The sequence below is a fragment of the Thermoanaerobacter kivui genome, assembly GCF_000763575.1.
Classification (GTDB): domain Bacteria; phylum Bacillota; class Thermoanaerobacteria; order Thermoanaerobacterales; family Thermoanaerobacteraceae; genus Thermoanaerobacter; species Thermoanaerobacter kivui.
The window spans coordinates 2,325,296-2,343,008 of the sequence record NZ_CP009170.1; the positions used below are offsets into that span (position 1 = coordinate 2,325,296).

Here is a 17,713-nt window from a genome sequence, read left to right on the forward strand (position 1 = left end):
CTCCACCTATTCGCCGGCAGCAAGAATGCCAAGTATATCAAGTTCCTTTTGTGTCATTCCTATGCCACGAAGCATCAACCTATTGCCTTTAAGACTTTCAATATCATTTATACCCATTCCACCAAGCATTTCTTTTATTTCATGGCTCCATGCTTGTACAAGATTAACAAGCCGTTTATATCCAATTTCTGGGTTTAATCTTTTTACAAGGTTAGGATCTTGTGTAGCAATTCCCCAATTACACTTACCAGTATAGCATTTTTGGCACATGTGACATCCCAAAGCAATCAAAGCGGCTGTTCCAATGTAAACAGCATCTGCACCAAGAGCTATTGCTTTGACTATGTCTGCACTGTTTCTAATACTACCTGCTGCAACTAAAGATATTGTATGTCTTATACCTTCGGAGCGAAGTCTTGCATCTACAGCAGCTATTGCAAATTCAATTGGAATTCCTACGTTATCCCTTATTCTCTTTGGTGCAGCCCCTGTACCGCCTCTAAATCCGTCTATAGCTATATAATCTGCACCAGCTTTTGCTATTCCCGAAGCTATTGCCGCTACATTATTGACTGCTGCAATTTTAACACCAACAGGTTTTTGATAATTGGTAGCTTCCTTCAATGCATATATTAATTGTGCAAGGTCTTCAATTGAATAGATATCATGATGCGGTGCAGGAGATATAGCATCACTTCCAGGTGGTATCATTCTTGTTGCCGAGATGTCCTCACTCACCTTTTCACCGGGTAGATGACCACCTATCCCAGGCTTTGCACCCTGACCAATTTTTATTTCAATAGCCGCCGCAGTATTGAGGTATTCTCTATCAACACCAAAACGTCCTGAGGCGACCTGCACAATTGTGTTTTTCCCATATTTGCGGAAGTCCTTGTGAAGCCCTCCTTCACCAGTATTATAAAGTATCCCAAGCTCTTCAGCAGCTCTTGCCAAAGCTGCGTGAGCATTGTAACTTATTGAACCATAAGACATTGCTGAAAACATTATTGGTGTCTCAAGTTTGAGTTGTGGAGGCATTTTTGTTTTAACATTAAGGTTTTCGTCTATTTCTATCTTGTCAGGCTTCCTACCTATATATACCCTTAATTCCATAGGTTCTCTTAGTGGGTCTATAGAGGGGTTTGTAACTTGGCTTGCATTTATAACCATTTTATCCCAATATACAGGATAAGGCCTATCATTTCCCATGGATGACAGAAGAACTCCACCTGTTTCTGCCTGTCTGTATATATCTCTTATAGCATCGTAAGTCCAATTGGCATGTTCTTTAAATGTTTGAGGATGTTTAATAATTGTAAGAGCTTGTGTTGGACACAATACGACACATCTTTGACAATTTACGCAATTCATATCATTTGAAATCATTTTATCTAGATGTTCATCATAACTGTGAACTTCAAATGAACACTGTCTCATACAAACCTTACAGTTAATGCATTTATCGTAATCTCTGAGTACTTTAAATTCTGGAGTAAGGTAGCTTAAACTCATGCAGTAACCTCCTTTGTAGAATACATTTCTTTTTCGTTGTCACGTATGAGCTCAGCTATAACAGGTTCTCCACCTCTAGGAATCCATACGCTTTCAGGATTTTTGCATACTTGCCTTATTGCTGACTCTTCGCTGGCTACATATATCATATCGCCTTTTTTTGCAGCAGTAAGTGGCCTTAGTTTAATCCTATCATTTATTGCCACAAAGCCATCTTCATATGCTATTATCATTGAAAATGGACCATTTAGGAGTGCTCTCCCATAAATTATTTTCAGGTTAGTGTATAAAATTTTTTCTTTTGGTGACATCCTTTCAACCTGCTTCCACAAAGGCGATGCAACTACTTTGCATGCAAGTTCTATTGGTAAACCATGTCTTCTTAATAGAAGATCGAAAATGTATGCCGCAACTTCTGTATCAGTTTGCAAGGTGCAAATATATCCAAACTCTTCTAAATATTTACGATTAGTATCGTACGAAGAAAGCTCGCCATTGTGAACAACAGAGATATTTAACAGATTAAAAGGATGTGCACCGCCCCACCATCCTGGTGTATTCGTTGGAAATCTACCGTGAGCCAACCACATATATCCTTTGTAAGATTCCAATTTATAAAAATTTGCAACATCTTCTGGGTAACCTACTGCTTTAAATACTCCCATATTTTTCCCGCTAGAAAAAACATATGCGCCTGGTATGTTACTGTTTATATTAAATACAAATTTAATTGTAAATTCATTTTCATCCAGTTCTGATAATTTCAATTTCTCTGGCCTTGGTATAGCAAAATATCTGTAAATTAATGGTGCATTTTTAATATGTGCCGTTTTTCGTGTGGGTATTTTTTCTTCTAAAGCGACTATATAATTTGCTTTTAAAATATTCTCTGTTTCCTGTTTAGCTATCAAATCATCATAAAACATATGAAATGCAAAGTAATCTTTAAAATCAGGATAAATGCCATATGCAGCAAAACCACCTCCAAGACCATTTGATCTATCATGCATTGTCGCGATGGAATCTGCTATAGATTGCCCCGAAAATAGACGACCAGTGCGATCAATTATGCCACTTATAGCACATCCCGAAGGTATTCTTACATAACCTTCCTTCAACATTTTATAACCCCCTTAAAAAATTTTTATATGCAATATTTTTTTTTGAAAGTTGCATCAAGCGAAAATGTTTACTGTTTAAAATTGTCCTCAAATTGTGGCAAAATGCTTATCACTCCTAAATTACGAGTGTTATGTTAATTATAATATATTTTATTAATTTTGCAATACGTTAATATGAAAAATTCATAAATTATTTTTAGGTTAATTCTTCACTTAAATTTAGTGGGCAAAAAAACAGTTAGATACTTTAACATCATAGGTAACTTATATGTAGAATGACAACACCCCCACTTTCTACGCATAAAAAGTGGGGGTGCTTTTTTATATCTGCAATGCTCTTTCCATTGTTCTCGTTCTTCTCCCTAAACATCCAAAAGTCGGCAAAAATTCGCCCAAAAACGGGAAAAAACTTCCTGATTCTTTTCCCACAGCCTTTTTGTCTCCTCTTTAAGTTGAGCCACTGCTCCTGGTCCAGCAAACTCTATAAGTTCTTCTTGATAAATCTCAGTCCAATAACTAACGATTATAGGTGTAACTTCTGGGTGAAATTGTAAAGCCCAGGCACAATCCTGATAAGCAAAAGCCTGGTTAGTACAAGTATCACCTTCTGCAAGGAGAACAGCCCCTTCAGGCAGTTCAAAAGTATCTCCATGCCATTGAAAAGCCCAAAACTCTTCTGGCAAATCCTGAAAAAGAAAGGCCTTTTCCCCTGCTTCTGTCAAATGTATTTTATACCACCCAATTTCTTTTACCGGGTTAGGTTTAACTGTTGCTCCCAACGCCCTGGCAATAAGCTGTCCTCCCAAACATATTCCTAATACTGGTATTCGTCTTTCTATCGCATCGCGTATAAGTTCTTGTACTTGATAAAGATATGGGTACTTTTCTTCTTCGTATGCTCCCATTGGACCTCCCAATATTATCACAGCATTATAGTCAGCCACCGTTTTAGGTAAAATAGCTCCAGGTTGATTCATTACGCGAATATCTAACTTCCATCCTTTCTTCGAAAAAATTTCAGCTATAAGGCCTGGTCCTTCCTGACTTACATGTTGGATAATTAAAACTTGCATTATCTCCTCTCCTTTGTTAAACAATTATGATTATTCAGATTCAATCAACTTTTCTATTTAAAGTGCTTTTTCACCTCGTTCGCCAGTACGAACTCGTATCACATTTTCTAAATTCACCACAAAAATTTTACCATCTCCAATTTCTCCAGTCCGTGCAACTTCTGATATGAGCTTTACTAACTTTTCTGTCTGATGATCAGCTACTGCAATTTCAACCTTAACTTTAGGCAATAAATTGATAAAATATTCATTGCCACGGTAAACCTCGGTCCAACCTTTTTGATTTCCACAACCCATTACTGGATAAACAGTCATACCGTGAATATCAAATTTACCTAACTGGTCTTTAATAATCTCTAATTTTTCCGGCCGTATAATTGCTTCTATTTTCTTCAAAGCAAATCACTCCTTTTAAACTTTTCAAAATATATTCGATATTAATTTCTACTGTTTAATATTATTTTCTAAACAATGTTGTATAGATAATTGCGTTTTTAATTATTATCATAATAGCTAAAATAATTATATTTAAGTTCTATATTATTATAAGCTCCTTCACCGTGTTGAGATATGTCTAAACCTGATTCCTCCTCTTCCTCACTTACTCTTAAGTCCATAAACAGACTTATGAATTTAAGTATGGCATATGTCATTATGCTTGCGAAAGCATATACCGCAATAACACTTATAATTTGTATTATAAATTGGTGTACATTTCCATATATTAATCCATTAGCACCTGCTGGGTTTACTACCTTTGTAGCAAATATACCTGTTGCTATAGCCCCCCACGTACCACCAATACCATGTATTCCAAATGCATCAAGCGAATCATCATATTTAAATTTATGCTTTAAGTAATTAACTGAGAAATAACACAATATTCCTGCGATAACACCAATTATAATTGCTGATACCACAGTTACATAACCTGCAGCGGGTGTTATTGCAACAAGTCCTGCCACAGCTCCACTTGCCGCACCAAAAAGTGTTGGTTTGCCATTTACTTTCCATTCAACTATAACCCAACCGAGCGCAGCCGCTGCAGCCGCCGTATTTGTCACTACAAATGCATTAACAGCTATTCCATTTACTGCTAATGCACTTCCTGCATTAAAGCCAAACCATCCAAACCATAAAATTGCTGTACCCATAATAACCATAGGTATATTATGGGGAATTATATTAACATTTTTACGCTTTCCAATTAAAATTGCCGCTATAAGGCCTGAAATACCTGAACTGATATGAACAACCGTACCACCCGCAAAGTCCAGTGCACCAAGATTTTTAAGCCATCCTCCGTTGCCCCATACCCAATGTGCAATAGGAGCATACACAAGTGTTGTCCATAATAGAGTAAATAATAAAAACGAACCAAATCTCATTCTTTCAGCAAAAGCGCCTGTTATAAGAGCAGGTGTAATTATTGCAAACATCAACTGGTAAATCATAAATGCCATAAAAGGAATTGTTGCAGAATATGCGTCATAAGGTTCAAATCCTACATTTTTCAACCCTAACCATTGTAAATTTCCTATTATATGTCGTACATCGCTTCCGAACGATAATGAAAAACCAAATAATATCCATTGGATTGATACTATTGCGATAATTATAAAGCTTTGCATCATGGTACTTATTACATTTTTACTACTAACCATGCCACCGTAAAAGAATGCAAGTCCTGGAGTCATAATCATAACAAGCGCAGCAGAAAATAGCACAAAAGCAGTATCACCTGTATTGATTTTACCTGTAGAAGCAAAAACTAACTTTGGTATAATTAAAAACATAAACATAAGAGAGAATAACAAATAAATCTTCTTCACCATTTTGTATAAACCTCCTCTAAATTTTTCTGTTTTAAGCCAACATAGAAAATGGCGCTTTTGCCTTAGGCTTTAGCCTGTTGCAAAAGCGCCATTGCTTTTGTACTTTAAAATATTAATTTTTATGTCCAATTAGATGACACTGTAAAAAGTTAAATGTTAAATAACATGTCGGCATATGTTGGTAGTGGCCACAATTCTGCATCTACGATTGTTTCCAGTTTATTGCCAATTTCTCTTAAAATGCCCATTTTTGTAAATATTACATCTCTGTAATAGCAAGCCTTGCTATAAGAATCACCATTCATATTTGAAGCTTCATTAACTGCATTTTCAAGTTCAGAGATGTTTTTCTTAAATTCACTCATTAGCGAAGAAACTTCTCCCAACAATTCAGTTTGTGCACTTATATCAACATTTAGACCTGTTGCTTTTACAGAATTTATTGATTCTGCGATTTTTGTAGCAAAATTTATTACAGCTGGGAGTATTTGTTGTTTTGCTATATCCAACATTGTCAGAGCTTCAATATTAATTGTTTTTATATAATTTTCAAGAGAAATCTCATATCGCGATTCAAGTTCAACTTTGCTTAAAACACCGTGTTTTTCCATGAGTTTGACATTCTTCTCTTTAATTAAAGCAGGAATAGCTTCAACTGTTGAGCGAATATTTGGAAGCCCTCTTTTTTCTGCCTCTTTTACCCATTCTTCTGAATAACCATTCCCATTAAATATAATTCTTTTGTGCTTCCTTACAATTTCCTTAAGCAACAGTTGCACTTCTTCATCAAAATTTGTGGCCTTCTCCAACCTATCCGCAATCTGGGATAGACTTTCAGCAACAATGGTGTTTAATATAAAATTAGCATTTGCAATTGATGAAGAAGAACCAACCATTCTAAATTCAAATTTATTTCCTGTAAATGCGAATGGAGATGTTCTGTTTCTATCTGTAGAATCCTTTGGTAGTGCAGGAAGAGTAGATACACCTACTTTTAGTACTCCTCCTTGTTTTGAAGTTGTCGCACCACCATTTTCGATTTGTTCAAGAATATCTGTAAGCTGCTCACCAAGGAAGACTGATACAATTGCGGGCGGTGCTTCATTAGCGCCGAGACGATGGTCATTTCCTGGTGTTGCAGCGGCTACTCTGACCAAGTCAGCATATTCATCGATAGCTTTAATTACGGCACACAGGAATACTAAAAATTGTGCATTTTCGTGGGGTGTATGTCCCGGATCTAAGAGATTTTGGCCATCATCGGTGCTCATTGACCAATTAATGTGTTTACCGGAACCATTGACTCCTGCAAAAGGTTTTTCATGCAAAAGGCATACAAGCCCATGTCTTAAAGCAATTTTTTTCATTAGCTCCATTGTTAATTGATTATGATCTGATGCAATATTAGCTGTATTGTATACTGTAGCGAGTTCATGCTGAGCAGGAGCAACTTCATTATGCTTAGTTTTAGCAGGAATTCCTAATTTCCACAATTCTTCATCTAGATCTTTCATAAATGCTGATATTCTTTCTTTGATAGAAGCAAAATAATGATCTTCCATTTCTTGACCTTTTGGTGATTTAGCACCAAATAGAGTTCTTCCTGTAAGTATAAGATCTTTACGCTTATCATACATCTTCTTGTCAATTAAGAAATATTCCTGTTCAGGTCCTACGGTTGTAATAACTTTTTTTGCTGTAGTATTACCAAATAATTTTAATACTCGAAGAGCTTGTTTTGATAAAGCTTCCATAGAACGCAGTAAGGGTATTTTTAAATCTAGCGCTTCGCCTGTATACGAACAGAAAGCGGTGGGGATATATAGCGTATTATCTTTTATAAAAGCGGGTGATGTACAATCCCATGCTGTATATCCTCTTGCTTCAAAGGTAGCCCTTAAACCACCTGATGGAAACGAAGAAGCATCAGGCTCGCCTTTAATTAATTCTTTTCCAGAAAATTCAGTTATTACCCTACCATCTTGAGTAGGAGAAATGAAAGAATCGCGCTTTTCAGCAGTAATTCCAGTTAATGGCTGGAACCAATGAGTAAAATGAGTTGCTCCTTTCTCAATTGCCCAATCTTTCATTGCATTTGCTACAACTTCAGCAACTGCTGGTTCTAATGGAATTCCCTCATCGATTGTTTTTCTTAAAGCTTTGTATGTTGCCTTTGGAAGGCGTTCTCTCATGACAGAATCGTTAAAAACATTTGAACCAAAAATGTCGCTTAGAGTGTTTTGTGCCATAGTAATTTCCTCCTCTTAAATTTTTATAAATTAACATAATAAATTGATAATTAATTAAAATACAAATATTAAAAACAAAACAAAGGCGCCACCTCTAAAATACAGGATGAAACGCCTTTGTTTCATTCGCAAACTATTAAATTTCCACTCATATATAATTAATAATTTTCGTAGCGACTTTATAATAGCACATTTTTATTTTGATTTCAAGTACTTTTTTATCAAAGATAGTGTCAAGATACTGTAGGATAATTTTTATAAACAACTCCTGAAATATCCTAAATCATGGTTTTCACCGTGTGCTTGTTTCTATTGGTTTTTTATATTATATTTTCATATTTTATTGCCTTAAAAATTTTACTAAACACTCTTAATTTTGCCATCAGCTTTAATCCTTTTCTACTCCATCCCATCTTCTCTTGACTTGTAATATGTCCATTTATGTTCTATTTCTCCAAGCATTAAAGATGAAGTAATTGGATTCTTTCTGAACCATTCGAATGGCCTCGTCCGGAGGCAACGGTTTGCTGAAATAATAACCTTGAACTTTGTCGCACCCGCTCTCTATAAGACAATCAAGCTGTTCTTTTGTTTCCACACCTTCGGCAGTTACGCCGAGTTTCATCCTGTGCCCCAAGAAAATAATCGCATCGACAATAGCCTTATTTACCTCTACCTTTATCTCGCTCACAAATGACCTGTCAATTTTCAAACCATCAACCGTAAATTTTTGGAGGTATTTGAAAGAACTATTTTCCGTTCCGAAATCATCTATTATTATTTTGACCCCTACCTCTTTCAAGCGATAAAGGTTTCTAACCACCGTTTCCATTGCTTCTATAAGGATGGTTTCAGTAATCTCCAGTTCCAAATATCTTGGTTCAAGTTCAATCTCGTTTAGTATATCAAACACAACTTTTGCAAAATCAGGCTGCTGCAGCTGATGCACTGAAACATTCACCGAAACATTAAAGCCAGAATACCCCATATTAAGCCATTCTTTCATTTGCCTGCAGGCTGCCCTTAACACCCATTCCCCTATAGATATTATTTGTCGTGTCTCTTCAGCAATTGGAATAAAATGAATGGGACTGATCAGTCCTTTTTTAGGATGCTGCCACCTCAATAAGGCCTCCATACTTGTTACTTTACCAGTCCTTATATCAACAAGAGGCTGGTAGCACAAAAAGAACTGACCTTTTTCCAAAGCCAACCTTAAATCTCTTCTTATTGTGCTGGCAACTTCGACTTCTTTCCTCGTGATGCTGTCAAAATATTGAAAACTATTTTTCCCATCTCTTTTAGCCTTGTACATCGCTATATCTGCATTTTTGACTATAGCTCTTTCATTTTTTCCATGGTCAGGATATATGGCAATACCTATGCTAATAGTCACATACAATTCATGATTATTGAACTTTATCGGTTGGTTGAAAAGTTCCAATATTCTGTTTGCAACTTTATTCGTATCGTCAATATCCATTATGTCAGGCAGCAAAATGACAAACTCATCACCGCCCACTCTGGATACTGTATCTGATTCACGCAGACACGCTTTCAGTTTCCTGGCAATCTTCTTCAATAGCCTGTCACCTATATGATGTCCCAGGGAGTCGTTGATTGTTTTGAAATTATCAAGGTCTACAAAAAACACTGCAAGTTTCTTTCCATTCCTTTTTGCATCTGCCATGGCAATTTTGAGCCTATCCATAAAAACCTCCCGGCGAGGGAGGCCAGTTAATGGATCATAGAAGGCCATGTATTTTAACTTGCTTTCCATCTGTTTCCGTTCAGTAATATCTGTGTGCGACCCTGCCATTCTTATGGCTCTGCCCTCTTCATCCCACAATGCCTTTCCCCTGCTTAGAACCCAAATATATCTACCGTCTTTTGTTTTGATTCTGTATTCACATAAATAAAATGGTGTTTTTTTCTCAAGATGATTACGTAGATTATTGATGACTGTTTTAACATCTCTAGGATGAATTAATTTAGTCCATGTTTCATAATAGTTGTTTACTACTTCTTTATCTAAACCAATGATATCCTTCCACCTCTCGGATATGTATGCTGTATCCGTTATCAAATCCCAGTCCCATAGTCCATCGCTTGCTCCTTCAACTACCAGTCTGTAGCGTTCTTCACTTCTTTTCAATTCATCCTGCTGCCTTTGTATTTCAATTAAGTTCTGTCTCAACTCTTCTTCCCGGGCCATAAGTTCTTCATTCATTGCAGAGAGCTCTTCCTGTTGAGCCATCAATTCCTCGTTTAAAGCAACAAGGTTATTATTTGCTTCTTCAAGTCTTCTTTCAGCATTTTTCAGGTCTGTAATGTCTATACCAGTTGAAACAACATACCTGTTTCCTTCATCATCCCAAATAATACTGTTATGCCACATAATATAAATTTGTCTACCATCCTTCAAAGCCATCGGATTTTCACATTTGTAATGAATGCCTCTATATTCAATATCGTCCAAATTTTCTTTTATACGGCTTATCGTGTCCCTGGGAATTATTGAACTTACATCTATCCTCTCTGTTTGTTCTTCGACCGTTATACCAATTACAGCCTGGGTATATCTGTTGAACCAAACTACTCTACCATCTAGTGCCCAGACTACTATAAGCATCTGCTCGTTTTCAAAAATTCTGCTTAAAAATTCTTCTTTCTTCTGAAGATAAGCAATTGATTTCTTTGATTCTTCAATAAAACTCTTATTTTTCTTCTCACTAGGTAACTTCTTACCATTCACCATTAATTTCTCCTTTCTGGACAACTATTCTTTAAACAATGTCTTCAACGACTTTTTCATCTTTGTCTAAATATAATTTTATTTTTTCACCATTTTTTAATTTGTAGCCTATTTTATCAAAGTATAGTTCGACTCCTTCATAGCCGTAAAGAATTTTTGCTACTGAATTTTTACTCCCCTTTAATAATACATGACTGCCAGCGCCAAGCGATCCGGCTTCTTTTATAAAGATATTTTTCTTAAATTCGATCGTACTCATCTTAACCTTACCATTAATAGAAACTGAACCATTTGTAGAAATTTTTGTGTTATAACAACCTGCTTCTGAGGTTATAATTACGTCCTTCATAGCATAAATTTTGCTGTCATGAACCCATTTTGCAAGTAGATGTCCCTTGTTTTCATGTTCCTCGGCTAAAATCCTTGATATGAAGAGGATTTTTTCATAAATTTCTTTTAATGAATTCAAATGTTTTATAAGACCAATAATATCGTAATCCAAAATGTTGTTGAGCGTTTTAACGAGTACTCCAGAAGATTTTGAAGTACATTTGAACTGCGTATCATACTTATTTCTGTTGATGATGTTTTTAACTCTTCTTTTAAAGCTTCAATTAATTTGATCTTCTCACTTAAATGTCTGGAATTATTCATAACTGTCGGTAGTTCTTTAATATGGAGGAAAATTGCCGATAATTTCTCAACAATAAGATTTACAGCGTGAAGTTCTATTTTATCAAAAATGTTTCCTGGTAAAAAACCGGCATGTAACTGGCTATCAACAATTCCGCCAGAGATAATAATATTTTGCCCTCCCTGAACTACTGATTCGTAAACTGAACCAAGTATCTGAACATTTCCTGAAGCAATTATTTGGTTACCTTTTTCGACATTTCCGTTTATTATAACATTGCCCTCGAATGTTAGAGGTCTTGAATTCTTCGGGATACTTCCTTCGTAAAAGAATACAGGAATAGAGTTAAAAAAATATACAAATTTATCAGTTTCATCTTTTTTATGTACAACCGGTCTTATGTCAGATATCGCAACTATCTTATCTTCATCTTCTTTAAACACTATGGAATCGCTGAGAATTTTTACCTCAACGTCTCTTACAGGTGGTGCATTTATAATTCTACCTCTTACGCTAATTCCATTTTCACCTTTTATGGGTTTATGCAGTTTTCCGATAACATCACCTTTTCTTGCAAAGGGTATACTTGCCATATCAAATATATCTTCAGAGAATGTTTCTGTATAAAGAATTCTCGGCTTATCGATTTTTATAATAAATTCCAGATAACCATCCCTGCCACTTTTATATGGTATTCCTCTTGCTATCACCGCTTCTTTTTTATTTTGGGTATATACGCTAATTAACGCACTTTTATCTATACCTACTATAATTCCGTTCTTACGAAGTTCGCTTTCCACTATATTTAAAAATTCATCTATATCACCCCAAGAAGAAAAAAGGGTTTTTCTTAAGGTTACAATCATTTCATCATCCGAGATTTCTAAAATAATCCCCATTTTCTTCAAAATATCGCTTAATTCTATTTTCATAAAAACACCCCCGTATGTTAAGCGCCCCAATGAATATTAATGGATATTCTACATTCAAAGATATTTTCTGCCTCCTTGTAAACTCCAAGCGACTATATCTATTAATTTCAAAACTTATTAAAATTGCTATCTTCCGTTGTCCTCATTGTGGTAAAACTCTTGAAAAATCAAAGCTCGTAGGAAATATGATATCTGTAAATGCAAGAACTCTTCCCGCCCTTATTATCTTGATAAATATTTAAAAAACAAATTGCATGGGGTTCAGGCAGTGTTGGACTTTATTTTGCACACTCATCCGTCCTAAGTCAGCCATATAGTTCTTGTTCATCGGGCCGGGATTTTGCCGCTGTTTCCTTCAGATTCCACCTCACGATGGACACCCTTGCCTTTGGCTAATGGTTCCTACAGCCATGCCCATAACGGACTTTCACCGCCTAGCTATCGCCCATGCCGGGTACACCATATTAAAAAGTAGGCAACTGCTTCGGTTGCCTACTTTTATAACTACAAATTGGCAACCCAGCCGTCATAGCAGCTGCATGCCTTAGACCTGTGGCTTTGCGTCCTTACCTTTCGGTAAGTTTGCCTTTTTCAGAATATCATATTTAAATAATTATTTACTTTTTTGAAAAATTATATTAAGTAGTTAACTGTTTTTTTACATTATTATCTATTAAATTATTATATTCGACAAAAAAACCATAATTCCTTTTAAAATTTCAAAAAAAAAAAAAAAAAAAAAAAAAAAAAAAAAAAAAAAAAAAAAATTACGAAAATTATTTAACCAATTTAACCTAATTTGGTTCTTTGTTAAGAGTTAGGATAGGTATTTTCTAAATGCCCGCCCTTAATTGTTATGTCAAAATATAATGGCATTATTACTAAATACAAAAGCATCAAGTATTAAAAATAGATTATGGATTTGTATTTGCAGCACAAAACGGCAGTCCATTAAGAAAGGAATGTTGTACGATATTTTAAAACACTTCTTAAAGATGCAGGATTACCTGATATAAGATTATATGATTTGAGGCATACATGTGCTACTCTTTTACTGGCAGCAGGAGAAAATCCAAAAGTTGTATCAGAAAGATTAGGTCATGCTAGTATTACACTAACACTTGATACCTATTCCCATGTACTACCAGACATGCAGAAACAGGCAACGGATAAGCTTGAGGAAATGTTATTTTAATTTCGCAATCAAAAAAGGGTATCGACATTTTATCGATACCCTGTAATCCGCTTAAATACTGGAGCTGGCGAAAGGACTTGAACCTTCAACCTGCTGATTACAAGTCAGCTGCTCTGCCTATTGAGCTACGCCAGCACATCTTTTTCTATTTAATTGCCCTGACATTTATATATTATACTTGGAGCACAAGATTGTGTCAAGGTTTTTAGAGAAAATTTTTTGAGGAATTTGAGGTATCCCCTCAAAAATTCCTCAAAACAATTGTCTGCCCTCGTTCGGGTCCTACAGATATTATTGCCGCTTTAATCCCCATCAATTCTTCAATTCGCCTTACATATTTTTGAGCATTATAAGGCAATTCTTCGAAACTTTTGGCACTTTGAATGTCTTCATCCCAGCCTTCTAATTCTTCATATACGGGTTCGCACTGGGCCAAATCTTCAAGGCTCGCAGGAAAATCTGTTATGATTTCTCCATTAAATTTATATCCTGTACATATTTTTATTTTTTTAAGCCCTGTCAGTGTATCAAGTTTTGTCAAAGCAAAATATGTTATACCAGATACTCTGATAGAATATCTAAGTATTACAACATCTAACCAACCACACCTTCTCGGCCTTCCTGTTGTAGTGCCGTATTCATGTCCTTTTTCTCTTAAGAAATCGCCATTTTCATCAAAAAGCTCTGTAGGGAAAGGCCCTTTGCCCACTCTCGTTGTATACGCCTTTACAACTCCCATCACTTCATCAATCATTGTAGGTCCTATACCAGCTCCAACTGTTACACCACCTGCTATAGGATGTGATGCAGTAACATAAGGATATGTGCCTAAGTCAAGGTCAAGAAGTGTTCCTTGTGCACCTTCAAATAAAACTTTTTTGCCGCTTTTAATTAAGTCATATAAAAGCACTGTCGTATCAGTAACAAATGGTTTTATTTTTTCTGCATAGTCTAGGTATTTTTCGTATATTTCCTCAAAGCCAAATCCTTCCGCACCATATAAATCTCTAAAAAGTTTATTTTTCTTTTCTACATTTCTTCTAAGTTTTTCTTCTAAAACTGTGGGTTTTATAAGGTCACATACTCTTATTCCTATTCTTTCTGACTTATCCATGTAGCAAGGTCCTATTCCCTTCCTTGTGGTTCCCAAGTCATTTTTCCCTTTTGAAATCTCTTCAAGTTCATCCTGTCTTATGTGATAAGGAAATACGATATGCGCTCTATCACTTATCTTTAAATTATTCACACTAATTCCCTGTTTTTTTAGATTCTCTATTTCGCCAATCAAAGATGCAGGGTCAATTACGACACCATTTCCTATTATGCAGATTTTTTCAGGATACAATATCCCAGATGGAATTAAATGAAGTTTATACTGAACACCTTCTTTTTCAACAGTATGACCTGCATTATTTCCTCCTTGATACCTTACGACTACATCTGCTTTTTCCGCAAGATAATCAGTAATTTTACCTTTCCCTTCATCGCCCCATTGGGTACCAACTATAACTAATGTTGACATATTAAGTGCTCCTTCCTATTTAACTCGATTTAATATTTCCCTTGCGACTACAACACCGGATACAGAAGCTTGTGCTAAACCCCTTGTAATTCCTGCTCCATCCCCTGCTGCAAAGAGATTTTGAATTTGCGTTTCAAACTTGTCAGTAAGCTTAACCCTTGATGAATAAAACTTTACCTCAACACCGTACAAAAGCGTATGCTTAGAATAGACTCCTGGCGCTACTTTGTCCATGGCTTGAAGCATTTCAATTATTGACTGCAAAAATCTGTAGGGAAGCACTAAGCTTAAATCTCCCGGCGTTGCATCTTTTAACGTCGGTTCAACAAGACCTCTTTTAATCCTCTCAGGGGTGGAACGCCTTCCTGCCAGTAAATCCCCTAATCTTTGGACAAGCACTCCATCACCCAGCATATTGGCAAGTTCTGCTATATAGCGACCGTATTCTATCGGCCTATTGAAAGGATGAGTAAACTCTTTGCTGACAAGTATTGCAAAATTTGTATTGTCCGTTTTTATATCTTTGTAACTGTGTCCATTTACCGTTTTTATACCATTATTATTTTCAATAACCACTTTCCCGTAAGGATTCATACAAAATGTCCTTACTCTGTCATCAAAAGACTTTGAATAATATATAAACTTTGATTCGTATATTTCTTTTGTTATGTCTTCCATGACAACAGCAGGAATTTCCACTCTCACGCCTATATCAACAGCATTATTTTTTGTTTCAAGTCCGAGTCTATCAGCCTCTCTTTTAAACCATTCAGCACCTTCTCTTCCAGGTACTACAACTATATATTTTCCGTAATATTCTTCTCCTTTTTCTGTAACTACGCCTTTTACTTTCCCATTTTCTACAATTATCTCAGCCACAGGTGTTTCTGTTTTAATCTCCACTTTTTGCCCAATATTATCTCTCATGTTTTTTATAATATCGAAGCATTTTTCTGTACCTAAATGCTTTATCACTGCTGGAATCAATTTTAAATCTGCAGCCTGAGCCCTCTTTTCTATTTCTCTAATTTTCTCTCTATCTGTACCATGAACTTCTGTTGTTCCTCCAAATTTTACATATATGCTGTCTACATAACTTATAAGGTCGTTAAGCTGCGACTTAGGCATGTATTCATCTAAAACTCCACCAAACTCTGACGTCAAAGTTAATTTCCCATCACTAAATGCCCCTGCGCCACCTATTCCACAAGTAATAGCGCAGGGTTTACAATTGGCACACCTTGAACCATAGGCATTAATAGGACAAACCCTTTTTTGTATATCCTTTCCTTTCTCCAACAATAATATTTTTAATCCTTCTTTTTTATCAATTAATTCTAAAGCAGTAAAAAGCCCTGCAGGTCCTCCTCCAACAATAATGACATCGTACAATTTCATAAATATAACCCCTTTTTGCTAATATGTTGAACGCAAAAACCCGTAATATATATTACCAGAAAAAAAATTATAAATCAATTAAAATACGAATTTTATTTTTAAAACTATATTAAAAGTTCGTATTGTCCATGAGCATCTTTTGCAATTCTCCCATTTAATATTTATTGCACAAACAATAAAATTAATCACAAAAAAGCAAAAAGACAGGCTTTTTAGCTCTGTCTTAATTTCAGTTTCACAATCAAGCAACAAGTTTAGACAATATATCTTCAAGGGATGTCGCCGATTTTAATAGTTTTTCCGAACTTTCTTTTATTTCATCTATAAATTTCATATGTTCCTCTGTGGAAGCCGCCACTTCTTCAGTTGATGCGGCAGTCTCTTCTGATACTGCGGTGATATTAGCTATTGACCCTATTATTTCATCTTTATACCTTGAAAGTTCCATCACAGCATTATTTAACATATGTATATTTTCCGTTATCGTGTCAATTGAGCTCTTGATTTCATTAAAAACAGCATATGTAGTTTCAACCTGATGAGCTTGGTCATCTGCTATTTCTTTTACCACATTAGCTTTTTCCACTGTTTTATCTGTTTTTTGTTCTATTTCACTGATAATTTTTGCTATTTCACTGGCAGCTTGCCTCGACTGTTCCGCCAAATTTCTAACTTCTTCCGCCACAACCGCAAACCCCTTACCTGCTTCCCCCGCCCTTGCCGCTTCTATGGCAGCATTTAAAGCAAGCAAATTAGTTTGATCTGCAATGCCTGTGATTACTTCAATAATTTTTTCAATGTGATGAGAATTGGCTTGAAGTTCGTTTATTGCCGTAACTACTTCATCAATTGATTCTTTCGTAACAGCGCTTTTTTCCTTTAAAGAATTTATGGTTTGCATACCATTTTGACTAAGTTTATCAGCATTCACAGTAGACTTCTCTACAGCTTTAAAAAATTTTGCAGAATTATCGATGCTTTCACCTATATTTTGTACCATATCAGCTGCATTTGAAGTGTCTTTTGCCTGCTCTGACGCCCCTGTCGCAATCTCTTCCACCGCTTTTGAAATTTGCTGAAAAGTTATATTGCTTTGCTCAATAGATTTAAAGAGGGTATTTGCCGTTTCTTTGGTACTTTGCGCAAATGTTGATACATCTTTCAAAATAGACCTCATATTCTCCATCATCACATTGAAACTTGCTATCAATGTTCCAATCTCATCTTTTCTCTTTAAATCGACTTTTGCAGTAAAATCGCCATTTTGCACCTTTTTAAACTCTTCTGTCAGCTTTTTTATGGGATGTGTGATATTTAAAGAAATAATCACTGATAATAACAAAGACAAAACAACACTAACTGTTGCAACGGTAATAAAAACATGCATTACTTTATCATCTACAGCAAAATAATAAATAGCACCAACAGGTATAGCAACTACCACAAAAAACGAAATAATTAATCTCCAAAATATGCTTCTCATATAA

At 35.6% G+C, this 17,713-nt stretch carries 13 protein-coding genes, 1 tRNA gene and 1 riboswitch; of the genes, 1 reads left to right on the top strand and 13 read right to left on the bottom strand.

Annotation, left to right across the window (positions count from 1 at the left end):
• Positions 1-6: 6 nt before the first annotated feature.
• The 9 genes from TKV_RS11780 to TKV_RS11815 form a co-directional block, all read right to left on the bottom strand.
• The gene (locus tag TKV_RS11780; protein WP_049686093.1) at positions 7-1,512 is read right to left on the bottom strand and encodes a glutamate synthase-related protein; all 1,506 of its coding nucleotides are present in this window, start codon (positions 1,510-1,512) and stop codon (positions 7-9) included.
• On the bottom strand, positions 1,509-2,633 hold the full coding sequence (locus TKV_RS11785) for a class II glutamine amidotransferase (protein ID WP_003870571.1): 1,125 nt from the start codon (positions 2,631-2,633) through the stop codon (positions 1,509-1,511). The genes TKV_RS11780 and TKV_RS11785 overlap by 4 nt, the downstream gene beginning before the upstream one ends.
• Before the next feature lie 362 nt (positions 2,634-2,995).
• A complete protein-coding gene (locus TKV_RS11790) occupies positions 2,996-3,706 on the bottom strand; it encodes a type 1 glutamine amidotransferase (protein WP_049686094.1) in 711 nt (236 codons plus the stop codon).
• Between the two features lie 57 nt (positions 3,707-3,763).
• On the bottom strand, positions 3,764-4,102 hold the full coding sequence (locus TKV_RS11795; protein WP_049686095.1) for a P-II family nitrogen regulator: 339 nt from the start codon (positions 4,100-4,102) through the stop codon (positions 3,764-3,766).
• Positions 4,103-4,200: 98 nt separating this feature from the next.
• Positions 4,201-5,541 (bottom strand): ammonium transporter, encoded by a 1,341-nt coding sequence (locus tag TKV_RS11800; RefSeq protein WP_049686096.1) that lies wholly within the window; start codon positions 5,539-5,541, stop codon positions 4,201-4,203.
• A 149-nt stretch (positions 5,542-5,690) separates the two neighbouring features.
• The gene (locus TKV_RS11805; protein ID WP_049686097.1) at positions 5,691-7,790 is read right to left on the bottom strand and encodes a glutamine synthetase III family protein; all 2,100 of its coding nucleotides are present in this window, start codon (positions 7,788-7,790) and stop codon (positions 5,691-5,693) included.
• A gap of 439 nt (positions 7,791-8,229) precedes the next feature.
• The gene (locus TKV_RS11810; protein WP_049686098.1) at positions 8,230-10,548 is read right to left on the bottom strand and encodes a GGDEF and EAL domain-containing protein; all 2,319 of its coding nucleotides are present in this window, start codon (positions 10,546-10,548) and stop codon (positions 8,230-8,232) included.
• Positions 10,549-10,576: 28 nt separating this feature from the next.
• The gene (locus TKV_RS13715; protein WP_236617279.1) at positions 10,577-11,047 is read right to left on the bottom strand and encodes a hypothetical protein; all 471 of its coding nucleotides are present in this window, start codon (positions 11,045-11,047) and stop codon (positions 10,577-10,579) included.
• Positions 11,020-12,111, bottom strand: a complete 1,092-nt coding sequence (locus tag TKV_RS11815) for a FapA family protein (RefSeq protein ID WP_236617280.1) — start codon at positions 12,109-12,111, stop codon at positions 11,020-11,022. Before TKV_RS11815 ends, TKV_RS13715 begins: the two co-directional genes overlap by 28 nt.
• A gap of 510 nt (positions 12,112-12,621) precedes the next feature.
• Positions 12,622-12,708, bottom strand: a riboswitch (cyclic di-GMP riboswitch).
• Between the two features lie 415 nt (positions 12,709-13,123).
• Between TKV_RS11815 and TKV_RS13720 the strand changes: the two genes are divergently transcribed.
• Positions 13,124-13,306: a tyrosine-type recombinase/integrase gene (locus TKV_RS13720; RefSeq protein WP_236617484.1), complete on the top strand. Its 183-nt coding sequence runs from the start codon at positions 13,124-13,126 to the stop codon at positions 13,304-13,306.
• 59 nt (positions 13,307-13,365) lie between these two features.
• Here the strand turns inward: TKV_RS13720 and TKV_RS11820 are convergent.
• From TKV_RS11820 to TKV_RS11835, 4 genes are all read right to left on the bottom strand, one after another.
• A tRNA-Thr gene (locus TKV_RS11820) sits at positions 13,366-13,441 on the bottom strand.
• Positions 13,442-13,547: 106 nt separating this feature from the next.
• Positions 13,548-14,828, bottom strand: coding sequence for an adenylosuccinate synthase (locus TKV_RS11825; protein WP_049686099.1), 1,281 nt, complete (start codon positions 14,826-14,828; stop codon positions 13,548-13,550).
• A gap of 15 nt (positions 14,829-14,843) precedes the next feature.
• Positions 14,844-16,226 (bottom strand): NAD(P)/FAD-dependent oxidoreductase, encoded by a 1,383-nt coding sequence (locus TKV_RS11830; protein WP_049686100.1) that lies wholly within the window; start codon positions 16,224-16,226, stop codon positions 14,844-14,846.
• Between the two features lie 241 nt (positions 16,227-16,467).
• Entirely contained in the window at positions 16,468-17,709 is a 1,242-nt protein-coding gene (locus TKV_RS11835; RefSeq protein WP_049686101.1) for a methyl-accepting chemotaxis protein, read from the bottom strand.
• Between the last annotated feature and the right edge of the window lie 4 nt (positions 17,710-17,713).

Excerpts from the sequence above, each read along its gene's own strand:
- TKV_RS11780 (WP_049686093.1), bottom strand. The coding sequence starts at position 1,512 with ATGAGTTTAAGCTACCTTACTCCAGAATTTAAAGTACTCAGAGATTAC.
- TKV_RS11785 (WP_003870571.1), bottom strand. The coding sequence starts at position 2,633 with ATGTTGAAGGAAGGTTATGTAAGAATACCTTCGGGATGTGCTATAAGT.
- TKV_RS11790 (WP_049686094.1), bottom strand. The coding sequence starts at position 3,706 with ATGCAAGTTTTAATTATCCAACATGTAAGTCAGGAAGGACCAGGCCTT.
- TKV_RS11800 (WP_049686096.1), bottom strand. The coding sequence starts at position 5,541 with ATGGTGAAGAAGATTTATTTGTTATTCTCTCTTATGTTTATGTTTTTA.
- TKV_RS11805 (WP_049686097.1), bottom strand. The coding sequence starts at position 7,790 with ATGGCACAAAACACTCTAAGCGACATTTTTGGTTCAAATGTTTTTAAC.
- TKV_RS11810 (WP_049686098.1), bottom strand. The coding sequence starts at position 10,548 with ATGGTGAATGGTAAGAAGTTACCTAGTGAGAAGAAAAATAAGAGTTTT.
- TKV_RS11815 (WP_236617280.1), bottom strand. The coding sequence starts at position 12,111 with ATGAAAATAGAATTAAGCGATATTTTGAAGAAAATGGGGATTATTTTA.
- TKV_RS11825 (WP_049686099.1), bottom strand. The coding sequence starts at position 14,828 with ATGTCAACATTAGTTATAGTTGGTACCCAATGGGGCGATGAAGGGAAA.
- TKV_RS11830 (WP_049686100.1), bottom strand. The coding sequence starts at position 16,226 with ATGAAATTGTACGATGTCATTATTGTTGGAGGAGGACCTGCAGGGCTT.
- TKV_RS11835 (WP_049686101.1), bottom strand. The coding sequence starts at position 17,709 with ATGAGAAGCATATTTTGGAGATTAATTATTTCGTTTTTTGTGGTAGTT.